The organism is Chryseobacterium luquanense (assembly GCF_026460945.1).
Classification (GTDB): Bacteria; Bacteroidota; Bacteroidia; order Flavobacteriales; family Weeksellaceae; genus Chryseobacterium; species Chryseobacterium luquanense.
In genome coordinates this window covers 37,296-56,671 of sequence record NZ_JAOVZV010000029.1, presented here as the reverse complement: position 1 = coordinate 56,671, position 19,376 = coordinate 37,296, and the positions used below count along the sequence as shown (strand labels likewise).

General features: G+C 35.7%; 9 protein-coding genes. 5 read left to right on the top strand and 4 right to left on the bottom strand.

Going from position 1 to position 19,376, the window contains the following annotated elements:
• Positions 1-138: 138 nt before the first annotated feature.
• On the bottom strand, positions 139-432 hold the full coding sequence (locus OEA66_RS19955) for a helix-turn-helix domain-containing protein (protein ID WP_267283066.1): 294 nt from the start codon (positions 430-432) through the stop codon (positions 139-141).
• 183 nt (positions 433-615) lie between these two features.
• On the opposite strand from OEA66_RS19955, the gene ccoN reads away from it, so the two are divergent.
• From ccoN to OEA66_RS19930, 5 genes are all read left to right on the top strand, one after another.
• Positions 616-2,895 carry a cytochrome-c oxidase, cbb3-type subunit I gene (gene ccoN, locus OEA66_RS19950; protein ID WP_267283065.1) on the top strand — a complete coding sequence of 760 codons (2,280 nt, stop codon included), beginning with the start codon at positions 616-618 and terminating at the stop codon, positions 2,893-2,895.
• An 18-nt stretch (positions 2,896-2,913) separates the two neighbouring features.
• Complete coding sequence (locus tag OEA66_RS19945; protein WP_267283064.1) at positions 2,914-3,786, top strand: cbb3-type cytochrome c oxidase N-terminal domain-containing protein; 873 nt, start codon at positions 2,914-2,916, stop codon at positions 3,784-3,786.
• A 417-nt stretch (positions 3,787-4,203) separates the two neighbouring features.
• Entirely contained in the window at positions 4,204-9,237 is a 5,034-nt protein-coding gene (locus tag OEA66_RS19940; protein WP_267283063.1) for a translocation/assembly module TamB domain-containing protein, read from the top strand.
• Between the two features lie 94 nt (positions 9,238-9,331).
• Complete coding sequence (gene tamL / locus OEA66_RS19935; protein WP_267283062.1) at positions 9,332-11,680, top strand: translocation and assembly module lipoprotein TamL; 2,349 nt, start codon at positions 9,332-9,334, stop codon at positions 11,678-11,680.
• Between the two features lie 312 nt (positions 11,681-11,992).
• Entirely contained in the window at positions 11,993-12,925 is a 933-nt protein-coding gene (locus tag OEA66_RS19930) for a YihY/virulence factor BrkB family protein (protein WP_267283061.1), read from the top strand.
• A 41-nt stretch (positions 12,926-12,966) separates the two neighbouring features.
• Here the strand turns inward: OEA66_RS19930 and argS are convergent, their stop codons facing one another.
• The 3 genes from argS to OEA66_RS19915 all read right to left on the bottom strand — a co-directional run bounded on the left by argS (position 12,967) and on the right by OEA66_RS19915 (position 19,299).
• Positions 12,967-14,727 carry an arginine--tRNA ligase gene (argS, locus tag OEA66_RS19925; protein WP_267283060.1) on the bottom strand — a complete coding sequence of 587 codons (1,761 nt, stop codon included), beginning with the start codon at positions 14,725-14,727 and terminating at the stop codon, positions 12,967-12,969.
• A gap of 84 nt (positions 14,728-14,811) precedes the next feature.
• Entirely contained in the window at positions 14,812-16,272 is a 1,461-nt protein-coding gene (locus OEA66_RS19920) for a SusD/RagB family nutrient-binding outer membrane lipoprotein (RefSeq protein WP_267283059.1), read from the bottom strand.
• A 12-nt stretch (positions 16,273-16,284) separates the two neighbouring features.
• Complete coding sequence (locus tag OEA66_RS19915; RefSeq protein WP_267283058.1) at positions 16,285-19,299, bottom strand: SusC/RagA family TonB-linked outer membrane protein; 3,015 nt, start codon at positions 19,297-19,299, stop codon at positions 16,285-16,287.
• Positions 19,300-19,376 lie beyond the last annotated feature (77 nt).

The window sequence follows — 19,376 nt, the reverse complement described above, 5'->3', positions numbered from 1 at the left end:
TTCCCATAGCCCCGATCGAAACGACATCCTTTTGTGATGAGGAACGATGAGCAAAAGATACAGTGGAGAGCGGGATAAAGCTCACAAAAATAATACCTCAGAAATTTCTGAGGTAATAGTTATTATATAATAGGTAAGTTATTGAAAATTCTGAGGTAAAGAAATATTGTTTTTTTTCATATACTCTACCAACTCATTGTATTTATCCTCGTAATCATTATTGCCGCATTTATGAGAAATACTGCAAATATCAGACGGTTTTATATTAAGAATGTCAGAAATTTTTGTGAGAATATCAAGATTGATTTTTACTTTGGAGTTTTCGATATCTGAATAGGCTTTCTGTGAAATTCCCATTTCAAACGCCATATATTCTTGAGTGAAATCCTTGTCACGTCTTATTTTTCTGATATTTTGTCCACAAATCTTCATCTCACAATTGCTTTAGTAGTTTTTGGTATATTTTAGAAGTATATCTAATAGCCTCACACAAAGTTAGTAAATACCTTTGTCAAAACATTACACACGCAGCATGATATTTATTTTTGGGTAAACAAAACCTTTATTAAAGGGAGATTCAACGAAAAGTATTGTTCGCTGCAAGACACAAGACTTATGGAGACGCAAAAATTTCATTATGACAATAATATTGTCAGAGCATTCCTCTATGCGACTATCGTATTTGGAATTATAGGATTTATTTTAGGCTTAACGGCCGCCTTGATGCTTTTTTATCCTGAATTGCCAGAATTTTTATTCGGAACTGATGATACTACCATCCAAAGTTTAAGAAGCGGAAACATTCAGGGATTGATTAATTCTCAGGGAGCTTTAGGTTTCGGAAGAATCAGAATGCTTCATACGAGTGCGGTAATTTTTGCCTTTGTGTGTAATTCATTTTTCTGCGGTGCTTATTACAGTATGCAGAGACTTTTGAAAACCAGAATGTACAGCGATACTTTATCATGGATTCACTTTTGGACATGGCAAATTATGATTATTGCGGTTGTTGTTACTTTTTTAATGGGAATCAACACTTCAAAAGAATATGCAGAGCACGAATGGCCGATTGATATTTTAATCACTTTCTCATGGGTAATTTTCGGAATCAATATGTTTGGAACGATTGCTAAAAGAAGAGTGCGTCATTTATATGTAGCGATTTGGTTTTACATTGCCACGTGGATTGCAGTTGCGATGCTTCATATATTTAATAATCTTGAAGTTCCATTATCATTTACAAGCTGGAAATCATATTCTGCTTATTCAGGAGTGAAAGATGCATTGGTTCAATGGTGGTATGGTCATAATGCAGTTGCATTTGTATTGACGACACCCGTTTTAGGTCTAATGTATTATTTTATGCCTAAAGCAGCAAACCGACCGGTGTTCTCATATAAATTATCTATCATTCACTTCTGGTCACTGATCTTCGTATATCTTTGGGCAGGACCTCATCATCTTCAATATACTGCTTTACCAGCGTGGGCTCAAGCGGTAGGAACTGGTTTTTCTATTATGCTGATTGCTCCATCTTGGGGTGGAATGCTAAACGGATTGTTAACGTTAAGAGGAGCATGGGATAAAGTAAGAGAGAATCCTATCCTTAAATTCTTTGTTGTTGCTGTAACCTGTTACGGAATGGCAACTTTTGAAGGACCGCTTTTAGCGACAAAATCTTTAAACAAAATTGGACATTATACCGATTGGGTTATTGGTCACGTTCATTTAGGTGCTTTAGGCTGGAATGGTTTCATGGCATTCGGAGTTGTATATTATTTAGTTCCGATTATGTGGAAAACCGAACTTTGGTCTAAAAAATTAGCAAACTGGCATTTTTGGTTGGGAACTTTAGGAATTATTTTCTACGCCGTTCCTATGTATATCGCAGGATTTACCCAAGGTTTAATGTGGAAACAATTTAATCCTGACGGGACTTTATTATGGAAAAACTGGTTAGATACTGTAACAGCTATTATTCCTTACTTTAAATTAAGATTTTTAGGCGGAATATTTTATTTAGGAGGTGGTATTTTAATGGTCGTAAATGTTTATAAAACAATAAAAATTGGATCATTTCAGAAAAATGTTCCCGCAGAAGCTCCGGCTTTAGCCAACGTTGGCTCCGGCAGAAAAGAAGGCGAAGGCGTACATCTATGGCTGGAAAGAACTCCTCATCTATTATCAATATTAGCTTTTGTAGCCATTGCAATCGGTGGATTGGTAGAAATTGTTCCAACACTGACTGTAAAAAGCAATTTACCACAAATATCTGCAGTGAAACCATATTCGCCACTGGAATTGGAAGGACGAGACTTATATATAAGAGAAGGTTGTAATTCTTGTCACTCACAAATGATCAGACCTTTCCGTGATGAAGTTAACAGATTTGACGGTAAAAACGGACAATATTCTAAAGCCGGAGAATTTATTTATGACAGACCATTTTTATGGGGATCAAAAAGAACCGGACCCGATTTACACAGAGAAGGTGATCGAAACCCAGATTCATGGCACTTTAAACACATGTATAATCCGAGAATTACTTCTGCAGGTTCAATTATGCCACGTTTTCCTTGGTTGATTACAAATAAACTTGACCGTTCAAGAATGGTAGATAAAATGTCTTTAATGAAAAACACATTCGATGTTCCTTACACAAAAGCACAAATAGATTCAGCCAATAAATGGGCAGATAATCAGTCACGAGCAATTGTAAAAAGAATTTATGCTGAAGCAACCGATGTAAAAGATCAAATGGATAAAGAGAAAGTTGCACGAGGAAACAGTTTCGTTCCAATGGAACAGAGAGAAATCATCGCAATGATTGCTTACCTGCAAAGATTAGGAACAGATATTAAGACAACAGACGTTAAAACAGCAAGTGTAGATTAATTTTAAACAGTAATTAAAATGAAAAAGAGAACACCTATATCTATATATATTGCAATAACAATAGGAATTACAATATTGGCGTTTGAAATGTTCGCACAAGAGACCAACTATTTTTCAACACCTTTTTTCTGGGCATTGCTGATTATCATTACGATTTTATTGCTCATTATGAATTCTATCGGAGATTTGGTTGAAAATGAAAGATTCAGCAGACTGTCCGAAGAAGAAAAGCAAGAATATATTAGTGATAAAACAACTCCGTATTATCAAAAACTTTGGAACTCAGCTTTTAAAAAGCAATCTCAGGCTGAAGAAAAAGATATTCTGATTGATCATGGTTTCGACGGAATTACAGAATTAGACAATTCTTTACCAAAATGGTGGATCGGACTTTTCTATTTCGGAATCGTTTTCTGCGCTGTCTACATCATCGCATTTGCTTTCACAGATTACGCTCATCCCGATGCAGAATATGACAAGGAAACAAAAATTCAATTAGCTTCCATTGAAGAATATGAAAAAACTGCTCCCGCAATCAATCTGGAAACCGCAAAATACAGCGCTGAATACATCACAGAAGGCGAACAATTATTTAAAACCAATTGTGTAACCTGTCATGCAGAAGGAGGAAAAGGAGGAATTGGCCCCAATCTTACCGATACACACTGGATCAACATCAAAGAAAAAAATTTATTTAAAAATGTTTTCTGGATGCTTGAAAATGGCTCACCCAACAACCCCACCATGCGACCTTTTATCAAAGAAGGAACGATTACCGGAAGAGATGCCGAAAAAATAGCTTCCTATATCTATCACATTAATCAGGAAAAAGCTCCTATAACAGAAAAGCAAGGCGGCGCAGCTCCACAAGGCGAAATCGCAAAGTGGTAAGAATAATTACTCATCTAAATATATAAAACTATGAATTGAATCTCCATCAGATGTATGTCTCGGTTGTAACTCAACTAACATCTGAAAACCTATTCACTTTAAATATTCCATAATATTTAATATCAACCGAGGCATACATCAACACAAAAACCTGTTCTTTGAGCAGGTTTTTGTCGTTTGAAAAAGATACCACATACGCATTAAATTTCCATCATTTACTATGGTTGGCAAACATATTGCTGATTGTTTCCAAACAAAGTCTCTTTCTAAAGACTTTTTTATATAAAATAATCATGGTAAAGCTCATCAAATTTCAAATATTCAAGATATAAGACAGAAAGAAATATCATAAACATCGGTGAAATCACGATTCGCCAGCTTAAAAACGAATTGTATATTTGTCTAAATCACGAAAATTTGAAACTGAAATTCAACACACGAAAAATTCTCAGAGGTATTGTTATTACAATTATCTCTATCATTGTTTTAATTATCCTACTGATTTTAAGTTTAAGACTTCCCGCAGTACAGAATTACGTAAAAGATAAGCTAATTGTTTATTTAGAAAAAAAAATCAAAACAAAAGTAAGTCTCGACAAAGTATATATTGGTTTTCCCAACAGTTTGGTAATGGAAAATTTATATCTGAAAGGTCAGAATATCGACACTCTGTTAGCCGTAAAAAAATTGGACGTAGGTCTGGATATGTGGCAACTGATGAAGTCCAAAGCAGATTTGACGTCGATTGACATGGAAGGAGTCCGCGCCAATGTGGTGAGAAATCCGCAAGGAAAATTTAATTTTGATTATATTATTGATGCTTTCGCAACTTCTGAAAAAGAGGAGACGCCATCAAAACCTTTCATTATTTCATTAGATAAAATTAAATTAAAAGATATTGGGATTACATTTAACGATCAGCAGTCCCGAAATGATATCAAGGTCTATTTTAATTCATTTGATACAAGAGTAAAAACATTTGATCTTCAGAATAACAATTATGCCGTTAATGACATTAATCTTGATGGTTTAAAATTAAAGCTGAAACAGGATCTGGTAGAAGAAGTAGCCAAAAATGTAGAAGAAAAAGTAGATTCTCTGAATCAGAAAAAGCCGATGAAATTGGGCTTGAACGGAATTAAACTGACCAATTTCGATATCGATTACGGCGACGATAATTCAAAGACTTTTGCGAAGGTTTTGTTTAAAGAATTAAGCACAAAAGTAAACAGCATCGACCTTGAGAATAACGATTATAATGTTGGAAATATCTATCTGAGACAGGCAAACATCAACGCTAATTTATTCCTGCCCACAGAAAATGCCAATCCGAAAAAGGATGCTCAGCCTGAAGTTTCTAAAGTATCCGCGAAAGAAAAAGCGATGAAAGTGATTTTAGGAAAACTGCTTTTGGATGATGTGAAAGTGGCATACAACAACACCGCAGTCGCTCCTACCCGATCAGGAATGGATTTTAACCACTTAAATTTTGCTAAATTAAATCTTGACGTCCGCAATTTCAAAATGGAAAACAACGGTTTTGCAGGCTCTGTGAAATCAGCGGAAATTCAGGAAGCACGAGGCTTAAATGTACAGAAATTCAATACCGATTTTGTATATGATGAAAAACAGGCTTATCTGAAAAACCTTTATTTACAGACTCCGAAAACGATCTTAAGAGATGAAGTTGTTTTAAATTATAACTCAATTGAGCAGTTATCTTCCAATTTGGGAGCAGTACAGATTTCAGCCGATATCCGCGATTCTAAAATTGGTTTTTCTGATATCTTAAATTTGGTTCCGACCTTAAGAAATACAGCGCCATTCAATAAATATCCGAATGCAACTTTAAATGTCAACGCATTTATCAGAGGAACGGTGAACGATCTTGCGATTCAGAATCTGAAAGTTTCAGGTTTGGATCAGCTGAAAGTTTTAGCTTCCGGGAAAATCAAAAATGCGATGAATCCGGATCAGTTGTATTATGATCTGAACGTCGCAGAACTCTCTTCATCATCAAAAACAATCTATAATTTAGTTCCGAAGAATACGATTCCAAATAATATTACTTTGCCATCTTTCTTCACGGTTCGTGGGACGGCAAAAGGAACGACTCAACTGGTGGATACTAATTTACGCCTGACTTCCACTTTAGGAAATGCAGCAATTATCGCGAAAGCAGATTTACGCAGAAAAAACAGAGAGACTTTTGATGTGAAAGCCAATCTACAAAGTTTGCAGATTGGAAAACTGATTCAGAATAAAGATTTAGGAAGCATAACCGCGCAAATTAATGCGAAAGGACAAGGTTTTGATCCGAAAACGATGTCTGCGGTTTTGTCGGGCGATGTGAGATCGGCAACTTACAATGGTTATACCTACCAGAACATGAATCTGAAAGGAAAAATCAACCGTGGCGCTTACGATATTGATCTGAACTCAAAAGATCCGAACGCCAATTTACATCTTGCGGCTTCAGGAGTTTTCAACGATAATCCGTCGGTGAAAGTAAATGGAAATATCAACAAATTAGATTTAAACAAACTCGGATTCTACAGCTCGCCAATGATTATTGCAGGAGCGATTGACGGTGATTTTAAAACTTTAGATCCGGATAATCTGAATGGATATTTAAATTTAAAAGATTTCGCAATTTCAGATACAAAGGAAGTTTACCCAATTCAGGAAGTGAATTTACTGGCAGTTTCTACAGCAGATTCCACGCAAATAAAATTCAATTCTCAGATTGCTGATGTTGAACTGAACGGAAAATACAGACTGACGCAGATTTTTGGAGCATTAATGCAGACCATTAATCAGTATTATCAGTTTCAAAAACCGTCGGCTGCACAGAAAGTTGATGCCGGACAGTTTTTCACTTTTAATGCTAAAGTTAAAAATGATGATCTGATCAGAAAATTTGTTCCCGAACTGAAAAGTTTTGAGACCATCAACATCAACGGAAATTACAATGCCGATTCTCAGCAAATCCTTCTGGACGCACAGATTCCGCAGGTTTTATATGGAACCAATACTTTAGAAAATACAAGCTTAAAAATCACCAACGAAAACCAGGCATTACAATACGATTTGAGTGTGGCATCACTGGCCAGCGAAAGTTTTGCTCTGAAAAAAGTCAATATCAACGGTGATGTTGCTGAAAATGTGATCAATTATAACATTACGACGAAAGATGATAAAGATGAAACGCAGTTCCTGATTGCAGGAAATGCGAAATCGATGAACGACATCACTGAAATTTCCTTAAATCCAAACGGTTTAAAACTGAATTATATGGATTGGACGGTTGCTGAAAACAACAAAATTTCCATTTTCAGTCAGGGAATTGTGGCGGATAATTTCACCCTTTCGAATTCGGGAGCAGAAATTTCTTTACAGTCTGAAAGCAGTTCACCAAGCAGTCCGCTGAATGTTTCATTAAAAGATTTTAAGATCGAAACAATCACAGAAATCATTAAAAAAGATTCACTTTTAGCCAAAGGAACCATTAACGGAACCGCTCAGCTGAGAGATTTAACGAAAAATATGACCTTCACTTCAGATATTGATGTGACAGATCTGTTTGTCTTCGGAAGTCCGGTTGGAAATTTAGATATTAAAGTCAATAACCAGTCTGCAAACCTTTTGAATGCTGATATTGCGCTTTCCGGAAACAATAATGATGTGAAAATCTTAGGAAATTACAACACTTCTTCCAGCAGTTTTGATTTAAATCTAAATATGAATCAGCTTCAGATGAAAACATTACAGGGTTTCACGGCAAATGCGATCACAAATACTGAAGGTTATCTTTCCGGAGATCTAAAAATTACCGGAACTACGACTGCACCGAAGATTTTGGGTGATGTAAAAATGAATAATGTCGGATTGATGATTGCTCAAACCGGAAGTGATTTCAGAGGAATTAATGATAAAATTGGTTTTACCAACCGAGGCATTGAGTTTGACGATTTCAAAATTAAAGACAAAGACGGAAATTCTTTAAATATCGACGGACAGGTTCTTACACAGACCTACAGAGATTTTGCTTTCAATCTTGATTTGGATGCTAAAGATTTTAAAGTAGTGAATTCAGAGAAATCCAATGATGCGATGATGTACGGGATCTTAGCGATTGACGCAGCTTTGAAAGTGAGAGGAAATTTAGACTTACCAAAAGTTGACGGAAGACTGGCGGTTTCAGAAACAACTGATTTCACATTTGTACTTCCTCAATCAAGCCCATCTTTGCAGGAAAGAGACGGGATTGTAGAATTTATCGACCAGGATCAGATCGCTTTAAACAAAACCATCACTGCAGATTCTGTAAAAGCTGAAAGCCCGATCAAAGGTTTGGATGTTAATGTAAATATTGAGCTGAGCAAAGAAGCAAAAATGTCGATTGTGATTGACAAAGCGGCCGGAGATTTTGTAAAACTTCAGGGTGAAGCTGATCTGACAGGTGGTATTGATCCATCAGGAAAGGTAACTTTGGTCGGTGTTTATGCTGTTGAGCAGGGAAGTTATGAAATGTCTGTAAGCGTTTTGAAAAGGAAATTTGACATCCAAAAAGGAAGTACAATTACATGGACTGGCGAACCGACTACGGCCAATCTTGATATTACGGCAATTTATAAAACGCAAACCGCACCGATTGATTTGGTGGAACAACAGGTCGATCAGGCAAATCTAAACCAGTATAAACAGAGAATTCCATTCAATACCTTGCTGATTTTGAAAGGTGAATTGTTGAAGCCTGAAATTTCATTCGATATTACGACAGACGAGAAAAATAATGCTGTTTCTTCTGAAGTAACCCAAACGATCGATGGAAAACTGGCACAATTGAGACAGGATCCGAATGAGATGAACAAGCAGGTTTTTGCCTTGCTTCTACTGAACAGATTTATCGGTGAGAATCCTTTTGAGAGCAACTCGGGAGTTTCTGCAGAGACTATGGCGAGACAGAGTGTGAGTAAAATTCTTTCTCAGCAGCTGAATAATTTAGCCGGAGATTTAATCAAAGGAGTTGACCTGAATTTTGATCTGGAATCGACAGAAGATTACTCTACAGGAACACAAAATACGAGAACCGATCTGAATGTTGGTTTAAGCAAAAGATTACTGAACGACCGACTGAAAGTTTCTGTGGGAAGTAATTTTGGTGTGGAAGGTGAAGCAAGACCGGATGAAAACACAACGAATATCGCCGGAGATGTACAGATAGATTACGCCCTTTCAAGAGACGGAAGATATACGCTGCGAGCTTACCGTAAAAATGAATATCAGGTTGCATTGCAAGGACAAATCGTGGAAACGGGACTTGGTTTTGTGATAACGCTAGACTATGATAAATTCAGAGATATTTTCAGAAAATCGAGAAACAACCGTAACCGGGAAGGCGTTCAGAATAAAAGAAATAAGGATAAAGAGGTCGTAGAATTCAAATAATTTTTCACTGTTAAACTTGGACAAACGTTTAAAAAACAATTTATCCAAAACAGAATTTTAAAAAATTGACCTTTGAAAAGACAAGTATTAAAACATGAAAAACAAACTCAATATATACTGTAAATATTTTTTGGTTTCAGGAATGACTGCGACAATAGTTTCCTGCAGCAACACCAAATTTCTAAAAGACGGCCAGCTTCTCTACACCGGAGCGGAAGTAAAAATAGAAAGTGATTCGCTGACCAAGAAGGAAAAATCTGCGCTGGAATCTGCTTTAGAAGAAAATCTTACTCCGAAACCGAACTCCTCTTTTTTAGGTTTAAGGCCAAAACTTTACGCTTACAATGCTACCAAAGAACCCAAAAAGGAAAAAGGTTTAAGATACTGGCTGAAATATAAATTCGGAGAAGAGCCTGTTTTATTGGGCGATGTTGACCGTGAATTTAATAAAGATATTATCGTTAATTATTCCGAGAATAAAGGATATTTTAATGCTAAAGCGAAGTACGATACTGTTTCAAAAAATAAGAAAGCGCAGGTGATTTACACGTTGAATCCTGGTGGAAGATATTTAATCAGCAATGTAAAATTCCCGGCCGATTCAAGTCTGATCAATAGCGAAATTCAGATTTTAAAGGAGAAAACATTACTGAAAGCCGGAAATCCTTTTGACCTTGATGTTATAAAAGCGGAAAGACAGAGAATTGATGATGGTTTGAAAGATAAAGGTTTCTATTACTTTAATCCTGACAACATAATCGTTCAGGCCGACAGTACCGTCAGCAAAAATCATAAGGTAGAGATGATTGTCAAGTTGAAAGACAACACTCCGAAACTTGCGACCGAGCAGTTTACCATTGATAAAGTGGTGGTTTTCCCGAATTATAATCTTCGTGACGCGAAAAGAGGATTGTACAATATTCCGATGAGTGAAGATTCTTTAAAAGGATACGAGTACAATGATATTTATGTCGTAGATCCAAAAAAGAAATTCAAACCAAGAATGTTTGACCGTGCTTTGTATTTTGACAAGGGAGATATTTACAACCGAAAAGATCATAATTTATCGCTTAACCGACTGATCAGTTTGGGTGTTTTTAAATTTGTGAAAAATGAATTTGTGGTTTCAGATTCTTTAAATCATAAGTTTGATGCATATTATGTTTTAACACCGAGAGAACTTCAGTCATTACGTCTTGAAGCTTTGGGAAGAACCAATTCTGCCAATTACGCTGGTAGTGAACTGAATTTAAACTGGACTCAGAGAAATTTCTTCCGTGGAGCAGAACAGTTCAAAGCATCCGTTTATGGCGCTTTTGATGTTCAGATCGGCGGTCCTGCGGAGGCTGAAAACATTTTCAGAGCGGGAGCCAATGCACAGCTTTCGATTCCGAGAATTGTGGCGCCATTTAGATTTAATTCTTCGAGTGCCTTTGTTCCGAGAACCAATATTAAACTGGGATATGAGTTTCAAAACCGAACGACTTTATATTCTTTGAATACTTTTAATGCTACTTTCGGTTATCAGTGGAAAGAAAATGTGAGAAAGGAACATGAACTTAATGTAATTGATGTTTCACTGATTCGGCCAGCTGATGTTACTCCAAAATTCCTACTACAGTCTGCAGATAATCCGTATTTAAGGAGAATTACAGAACAGCAGTTAATTTTTGGCCCTACTTATTCTTATACCTACTCTACCACGATGCTTCCTCAGAAAAACACATTCTACTACAAAGGAATGCTTGATTTGGCAGGAAATATTACAGGTCTCGTTACGGGTGCCAACGTGAAAGAAGGAAAAGAAAAAAATATTTTTGGAGTTCCTTTTAGTCAGTATGCTAAGATAGAAAACGATGTTCGTTTCTATCATAAGTTTACGGAAAAGACTTCATTAGCTACACGATTCATTGCAGGGGTCGCTCTTCCGTATGGAAACTCAGAACATATTCCTTTTTCAAGACAGTTCTTTGTGGGAGGAAGTAACAGTATAAGGGCTTTCAGAGCGAGAACATTAGGACCCGGAAGTTATGATCCAAGGATTGGAGAATCTACCAGAGCCAACTTTGATCAGGCAGGTGACGTGAAATTAGAACTTAATGCAGAATACAGAGCTAATTTATATAAATTTTTAAATGTTGCGGCATTCGTGGACGCCGGAAATATCTGGTTGATCAATGATGAATTTAATGATGCGGGAGAGAACACAAGACCAGGTGGGAAATTCTCAAAAGATTTTCTCAGCGAAATTGCAGTTGGAGCAGGAGTCGGATTGAGATTAGACTTTTCAATTTTAATTTTAAGACTTGACTTGGCAATGCCATTGAGAGTTCCTTATTATGAAAAAGGCGACCGGTGGGTTTTAGACAGAGTGAAATTTGGCGAAGGAAGCTGGAGAAGAGACAATTTAATTTTAAATATTGCGATTGGATATCCATTCTAAGATGCATTTGGCTGATGGCAATTGGCTTTTGGCTTTTAGCTATCAATTACACATATTTCAATCAATAATTTTTTTTTCTCAATAGGAACGGGCTTTAGCCCGTTTTTGTTTTATACTAAGCATGGCTTTAGCCAAAACTTATATATGATAATATTTTAATTAAAAAATCAGGTAAATTATTTGACTTTATATCCTGAAAATTACTTTAAGGAATAATCTTTGTGTTAAATCCTGCAACAGCAACATTCCTTTCATATTGAAGATGATATTGCTTAATCATTCAATTAAATCACTCAAATTAATATTCTTACCATGCTAAAAGAACTAAAATTTTTCTGGGAAACCGTCAAAGAAACATTTACTGAGTACAACAGCTCTTCTGCTTCCAATGATTCAGCGAGTTTGGCATATTATGCTATTTTTTCAATTCCTGGACTATTAATTATTATTATTTGGCTTGCAGGATACGTCTTCGGTGAAGAAGCGATACGTGGACAAATCAGTTCACAGATCAGTGGATTGATGGGTCAGGATGTTGCCAAAAGTATTCAGGATATGATTGCCGGAGCATTGATTGATAAGGAAAATATATTTATGAAAATCGTAGGAATCGGATCATTGATTTATGGTTCCACCACCCTGTTTTTTCAATTGCAGAAATCTTTGAATAATCTTTGGGATGTAGAAGCCGCACCAAAAAAAGCTTTAATTAAATTTCTTTTAGACCGAGCCAACTCATTGGGAATGATTCTGATTTTAGGATTTTTACTGATGATTACCATGGTTCTATCTTCCTTAATCGGGCTTTTTAATAATTTCATTACCACTTATTTCGGGCTTGAAACCTATATTATTGTAGAAATTATCAATTTCAGCATTGGCTTTTTAATTATTGTTGTGCTTTTCGCATTAATGTTTAAAGTACTTCCCGATGTAGAAATCAGCTGGAAATCAGTTTGGAAAGGTGCGCTATTGACCGCAGGATTATTTACTTTAGGTAAATTTTTATTGAGTCTTTATTTTGGTCAGTTCAAACCTACCTCAGCTTTCGGAACTGCAGGAACCGTGATTTTAATTATGATGTGGATTAATTATTCGTGTATGCTGGTCTTCTTCGGAGCCGAATTCACCAAGGTTTACACATTAAGAAAAGGCTACAGAATTGTTCCTTCAAAACACGCCAAATGGAGCAGTGCAAAATTATACAGAGAAAGTCAGTTAAAAAATGAAGCCTCTCAGGTTTAAATACAAAAAAGCCTCTTAGAAATTTCTGAGAGGCTTTCGTTTTACATTCTGTTGACAGTTCCTATTCCTAGAAGTGACAGAGATTTTTTTATTGTTTGCGCTGTGAGATTGGATAAATTCAAACGAAATTGTTTTAATTTCTCATCTTCAAGCTTTAAAATTATATTGCTTTGATAGAATGAATTGTAGGATTTCACTAAATCATAAAGATAATTTGCAACTAAAGCCGGACTCAATAATTCAGCTGCCTTTTCAACAACAGATTTATAATTTGCCAACTGCATAATTAATTCTTTTTCATGTTGATTTAAACCTACCTCAGCAATTTCTCTATTCAAATAATTTGCCTTCGTCAATAAAGACTGAGTTCTTGCATAAGTGTAAAGAATAAAAGGACCTGTATTTCCATTAAAATCAATACTTTCTTCAGGATTGAAAAGCATTTTCTTTTTCGGGTCAACTTTCAGCATAAAATATTTCAATGCAGCCTGACCAATAATCTCATACGAAGTTTCTTTTTCTACGTCACTAAGACCTTCTAATCTGCCTTGCTCGATTGCTTTTAATTCTGCTTCATTATGCATTTCCTGCATCAGTTCATCTGCATCTACAACAGTTCCTTCACGCGACTTCATTTTCCCATTTGGTAGTTCGACCATCCCATAAGATAAATGGAACAACTGATCTGCCCATTCATAGCCTAATTTTTTCAAGACTTTAAACAAAACCTGAAAATGATAATCCTGTTCGTTTCCTACGGTATAAATTAATTTCTGAAGATTATTTTCTTTAAAACGTTCAACCGCTGTACCCAGATCCTGCGTCATATACACAGAAGTTCCGTCTGAACGAAGCAAAAGTTTCTGATCTAAACCTTCATTCGTCAAATCACACCAAACCGATCCGTCTTCTTTCTGATACAAAACTCCTTTATCTAAACCTTCCTGAATAAGATCTTTTCCTAAAATATAGGTATTGCTTTCATATTGAATCTGATCGAAATCTACGCCAAGTCTTTTATACGTTTCACCGAAACCTTTGTAAACCCATGAGTTCATTTCGTTCCAAAGATTTCTCACTTTTTCGTCGCCGTTTTCCCAATCGAGAAGCATTTGTTGAGCTTCTTTCATCAACGGTGCATCTTTTTTAGCCTGATCTTCAGAAATACCCTGCTCTACTAAAGCTGCAATTTCTTTTTTATATTCCTGATCAAATTTCACGTAATAATTTCCTACAAACTTATCTCCCTTCACATGATTCGTTTCCGGAGTTTCGCCTTTACCAAATTTCTCCCAGGCCAACATCGATTTACAGATATGAATTCCTCTATCATTGATAATCTGAGCTTTCAATACATCATAACCCGCTTCTTCAAGAATCTGAGCCACAGAAAATCCTAATAAATTATTTCTGACATGCCCTAAGTGAAGCGGCTTGTTGGTATTCGGCGAAGAATACTCTACCATCACAGTTGCATTTTTCTTTTCAATTGTTGCAAAACCTTCTGTAACCGATTTAAACTGGTCTACAAAAAATTGATTCTTAACTTTTACATTTAAAAATCCTTTTACAACGTTAAAACTTACCAGCAATTCGGTTTGAGTCGTTAAAGCGTCACCCAATTCTACCCCGATACTTTCAGGATTTTTCTTCAATTGCTTAACCAAAGGAAAAGTTACAATCGTAAAATCTCCTTCAAACTCAGTTTTATTCTCCTGAATTTCCAGTTTTATATCTTTTAACTGATAGACGTTAAGAATAACTTCTTCCAGTTTCTGTTCTATGATATCTTTAATATTCATTATTCTAATTTGAAGTACAAATATACGGAAATAAAAAAACCGCACTAAAGCGGTTTTTGATATGAATGTTAAAATAGATTTGGGTTAATTGATGTCCCAGAAAAGCTTTGTAGTTAGCTTATCTCCTCCTATTGCTGAAGACGCAGATGTCCAATTAGCACCATTTACAGTTTGCTCATTAATAGGATATGTTAATCTTGTAGGAACTTTTCCATCGGCTGCTGGAGTTGCATTTGGAGCAGTTAGAGTTGGATAGTCTAATCTTCTATAGAAATTCCAAGATTCAAAACCTCTGTTGTACATTGCTATCCAAGCTTGCTCGCCAATTCGCTGTTTCCAATTCGCTGCTGAATAAGCGACGTTAGGACTAGTAAGATAAGTAGCAATATCTGCAGAATTTATTCCCCAATATTGCATAGAGGCTCTAATAGCATTTTCATAATAAACTTGTGCTGGACTGGCCAAACTGTATCCTCTTGCAGCACCTTCTGCTAAATAAAAATTAATTTCAGCTGCATCAAATAAAACTCCTGGTTCATTTGGAGAAAGTAACCCTTCTCCGATACTGGAGTTTTCATCATAGATATTTGCCAACCCTACTACTCCTCCTACATATGTTCCATCAGACATCGCCTCAAAATAAGATGCTCTACGGGGATCATTTAGTGAATTCATTGAATTTACAATACCTTCTTCTGCAATAAAGTCTTGTCTTCCGCTCGCAATAACTTCTGCATATATTCTGTTAAAATTAGGCGATGTGCTATCATACTGAAATAAGGTATTTCCAGAATTAGCAGTTATAACTCCTGCATTCGCTGCAGATTCTACTGTTTGTTTAGCCAAAGTAGGATTTACATCCGCCAAATTAATTCCTATTTTAAGTTTTAGACTGTTTGCAAACGTAATCCAGCCAGAAACATTACCATTATAAAAATTATCTCCAGAAGTAAAACTAGGATAGCCGGAATCTAAAGTTGAAAGAATAACATTTAATCTACTTACAAGATCTTCATAAATTGTTTTAGCATCGTCATATTTCGGAAGAACAATAGTTTCTGGTTTTAATGCCTGAGAATATGGGACATTTCCAAAACTATCAACTAAAACCTGATAAGTATATATTTCAACCAAATTGACGATTGCTAATTTATTTGCCTGTTGTTTTTGCCAAACCTGTTCAGTCATTGCTGTAGGCTTTGTTTCTTTAGCAATTCCTTTTTTGGCTTCATCAAGATTCCCTAAAACATCAGTATATAATGCAAGCCACATATTGTCTGGTACTCTCCTCGTTCCCGTAAAAATAAATCTTGCATCATTTCTATATGTTGTACTTGCAAGATAGTGTTGCATAAATCTAAAAACATTTAGGTTTACACTCGGTGTTATCATTTGATCAGTAAGTTCCTTTTGAGCATTAGTAAAAAGCACCTCTGCAGAAACAACATATGGCTGACTTTGATTATTATTGAAATCTTCATCTCCATTGACACAACTTGTCAAAAATAAAGATCCTATAGTTAGTATTGAAAATATCTTTTTCATTTTAATTTCTTTTTAGAAGTCTAATTTAACATTGAATGAATAAATGCGTGTAGTAGGCATAACCCCTGATTGGTAACCTTGGATATTTCCTGAAGATGTTCCAGCTTCAGGATCTGCATCAGGTAGATTTTTGTGAATAATCCATAGATTTTGTCCCATTAAGCTAAAGGTCATCCCTTTAATAAAGGTATTTCTTAGCAAATCTGTCGGTAGTGAATATGAAATTTTTGCCTCTCTAAGTTTCACATAAGAAGCATCATAAATAAACGCCTCTTGTGGAAGACCTGCATCAGTTCCGAACGCTCCACCGGCTGTTGAAGCATCAATTCTAATGTCATTTGGAGTTCCGTCCTGTTTTACACCAGAAAGAATCACACCACCACCATCTGTAAGGCTATTTCTAATAGGATTACCTAAATCGTTTAATCCTGCTGTATATCCATAGAGCCCCGTATATCCTCCATAAGATTGGTCAAGGGAATAAACACTTCCTCCTTTTTTCACATCAATTAAGAAACCTAATGAGAAATTTTTATATCTGAAAGTATTGTAAACACCACCCATCCATTCGGGCTGAATATTTCCTAAAACTCTGTCGGAAGCAACTAAATAATAACCATCTTCATCAACGACCTTATTTCCATTTGCATCATATACAAAACCAGTACCTCTGAATGTACCATAAGCTTCACCTACTGTAGCATTCAACGTTGTTTCCTGAAAGCTTGCAAGTTGCAAATTTTGTCGTCCCTGGCTTAAAGCTTTTACTATATTCTTATTTTTAGACCAATTTAAATTGATATCCCATTGAAAATTATCACTTTTTATGGGCACAACGGTTAGAGCTACTTCAACTCCCTTATTTTCTGTTTCACCAGCATTTATTAAAGAAAAGCTGTACTTAGTTGAAGGAGACTGAGGAACGCTAAATAGTAAATCTTGAGTATTTGTTTTATATAAAGATACATCTAGAGAAACTCTTCTTTTAAACATCGAAGTCTCCAAACCAACTTCCCAGCTCTTTTGTCTTTCTGGTTTTAAGCTTTCAAAATCAACATATGTTGTGCTGATATCTGCCATAGGAATCCCATTTACAGTTCCTCTATTACCATAGAAACCAGGTCTTCCAAATGCCATATCATTACCTACTTCGGCATAGCTTAATCTTACTTTACCAAAATTTAACCAATTAGATTTAAAAAGTTCTGAAAAGACAAAACTCGAACCTAAGGAATAATATGTATAATTTCTGTTTGATTTTGGCAATGCACTCGATGTATCGTTACGAACGGTTCCTTCTAAGTATAAAAAACGATCATAATCAAAAGATGCCTGTGCATAAACACCTGCTTTTTGACCTCTGATATTATTTTCAACAAGTGGAAAACTTGCTCTCGAGTTAGAAACCGTATATAAGTCCGGAATAATTAAACCTCCAGTTGTAGAGTTTTCAGTACCACGAGCGTGTTGATCCATAAATTGCCCACCCGCTACAAATTGAGCATTAAATTTATCAGACAGACTCAAACTATATCGACCGATTAAATCATACGTCTGTCTCATGATAGTATCATCAAATACCCAATATCCAGAAGTTTCATCAGCTTGTGCTAGACCAAATTCTTCTGCATGGCTACCTAGTGCTTTCCTGATTTCCTGTTTACTACTTGTATAATCAATCGTTGCTCTACCTAAAATATTGAATTTTTTGGTTACGTCATACGAAAGCTCTGCACCTGCTATTAATCTTGTTTTATCATCTGAGGAATAGTTTTTATAACGATCCCAGTAAGGATTGTTCCAATAATATGGAGAAAGATTTCCTCCAGTTGGATCTACCATATTCCATGTATAATTTTGACCAGTTCTAAAAAATTCATTTCTTAATTCTAAAACATCTACATTTAGTGGCCACCATTGTCTGAATCCTGTAAGTATATTATCTCCGTACCCGACAGAGTTTCTACCTACAGTGGTTTGATCATTAAATGTTAAAAATGTTCTAGCTGTAAGTTTATCCGAGAATTTTCTGCTAAAACTACCACTAAACATATTTTTATTTAGTCTACTATTGGGCAAGACTCCAGTTTCGTAGTTATTGGTAACTGTCAAATTATAAGTATTTACATCATCCCCGCCATTTAAATTGAAACTATTAACAAAAGCTAATGAGTTTTCAAAAAATTTAGATGGATCATTTTGTGCAGCAACCCATGGCGTAGGTTTTCCGAAATTTGGATTTCCTGGAACAAAAGAATTCCATTGGTAAACAAGTAGATTGGGATTATATGCTGCTCCATAAGATGCATCATCACCTATCGGAGCTATTGGAAAGTCGTAACCACTTGCAGTAATGAAACTATCTTCACCTCCATATCCCCCACCGTAAGTTTTTTGATATTTTGGAAATGTCGTTTTATCAATTGACCCAACAGAAACCGTAGAATTAATTGACAAACCTAAAGTCTTACTTTTTTTACCTTTTTTAGTTGTAATTATAACCGCTCCATTAGCCGCCATACTGCCATACAATGCAGTTGCGGCAGCTCCTTTAAGAACATTTATAGATTCAATGTTATTAGGATCGATATCTGCAGTCGCATTTCCGAAGTCAAATCCATCTCTCCCCCTTGATGCATCACTCGAATTTAAATTACCACTTATGATTGGAACTCCATCCAATACTATCAAAGCTTGGTTATCACCTGTGATACTTTTGGTTCCTCTCAAAACTATATTACTCGATCCGCCAAAGTTTCCATTATTCTTAATTTCCATACCCGCTACTTTACCCGATAAATTGTTGATAAAATTGTTGGTTGGTACAGAATTGACTTTTTCAGCATCTAGAGTTTGAGAAGAATATCCTAGTGCTTTTTTTTCTCGTTTGATTCCAAGTGCAGTAACAACTACGCCCTCTATTTCTTGTGTTTTTAAGGTATCACTCGGCTTTATTTGTTGTGCTTGCGCAACTACAAAAGACGAGGAAAGTACTACAAGTAGTACACCTGATGTTAATTTCTTCATATTAATACATTAATTTTGCGTTAACAAAGTTGTAAAAAGTTATGATATAAAACTGTTAAAATTTCTAAAAATTGTTA

Bases quoted from the DNA above. Each gene is read 5' to 3' on its own strand.
- OEA66_RS19955 (WP_267283066.1), bottom strand. From the start codon at position 432: ATGAAGATTTGTGGACAAAATATCAGAAAAATAAGACGTGACAAGGAT.
- ccoN (WP_267283065.1), top strand. From the start codon at position 616: ATGGAGACGCAAAAATTTCATTATGACAATAATATTGTCAGAGCATTC.
- OEA66_RS19945 (WP_267283064.1), top strand. From the start codon at position 2,914: ATGAAAAAGAGAACACCTATATCTATATATATTGCAATAACAATAGGA.
- tamL (WP_267283062.1), top strand. From the start codon at position 9,332: ATGAAAAACAAACTCAATATATACTGTAAATATTTTTTGGTTTCAGGA.
- OEA66_RS19930 (WP_267283061.1), top strand. From the start codon at position 11,993: ATGCTAAAAGAACTAAAATTTTTCTGGGAAACCGTCAAAGAAACATTT.
- argS (WP_267283060.1), bottom strand. From the start codon at position 14,727: ATGAATATTAAAGATATCATAGAACAGAAACTGGAAGAAGTTATTCTT.
- OEA66_RS19920 (WP_267283059.1), bottom strand. From the start codon at position 16,272: ATGAAAAAGATATTTTCAATACTAACTATAGGATCTTTATTTTTGACA.
- OEA66_RS19915 (WP_267283058.1), bottom strand. From the start codon at position 19,299: ATGAAGAAATTAACATCAGGTGTACTACTTGTAGTACTTTCCTCGTCT.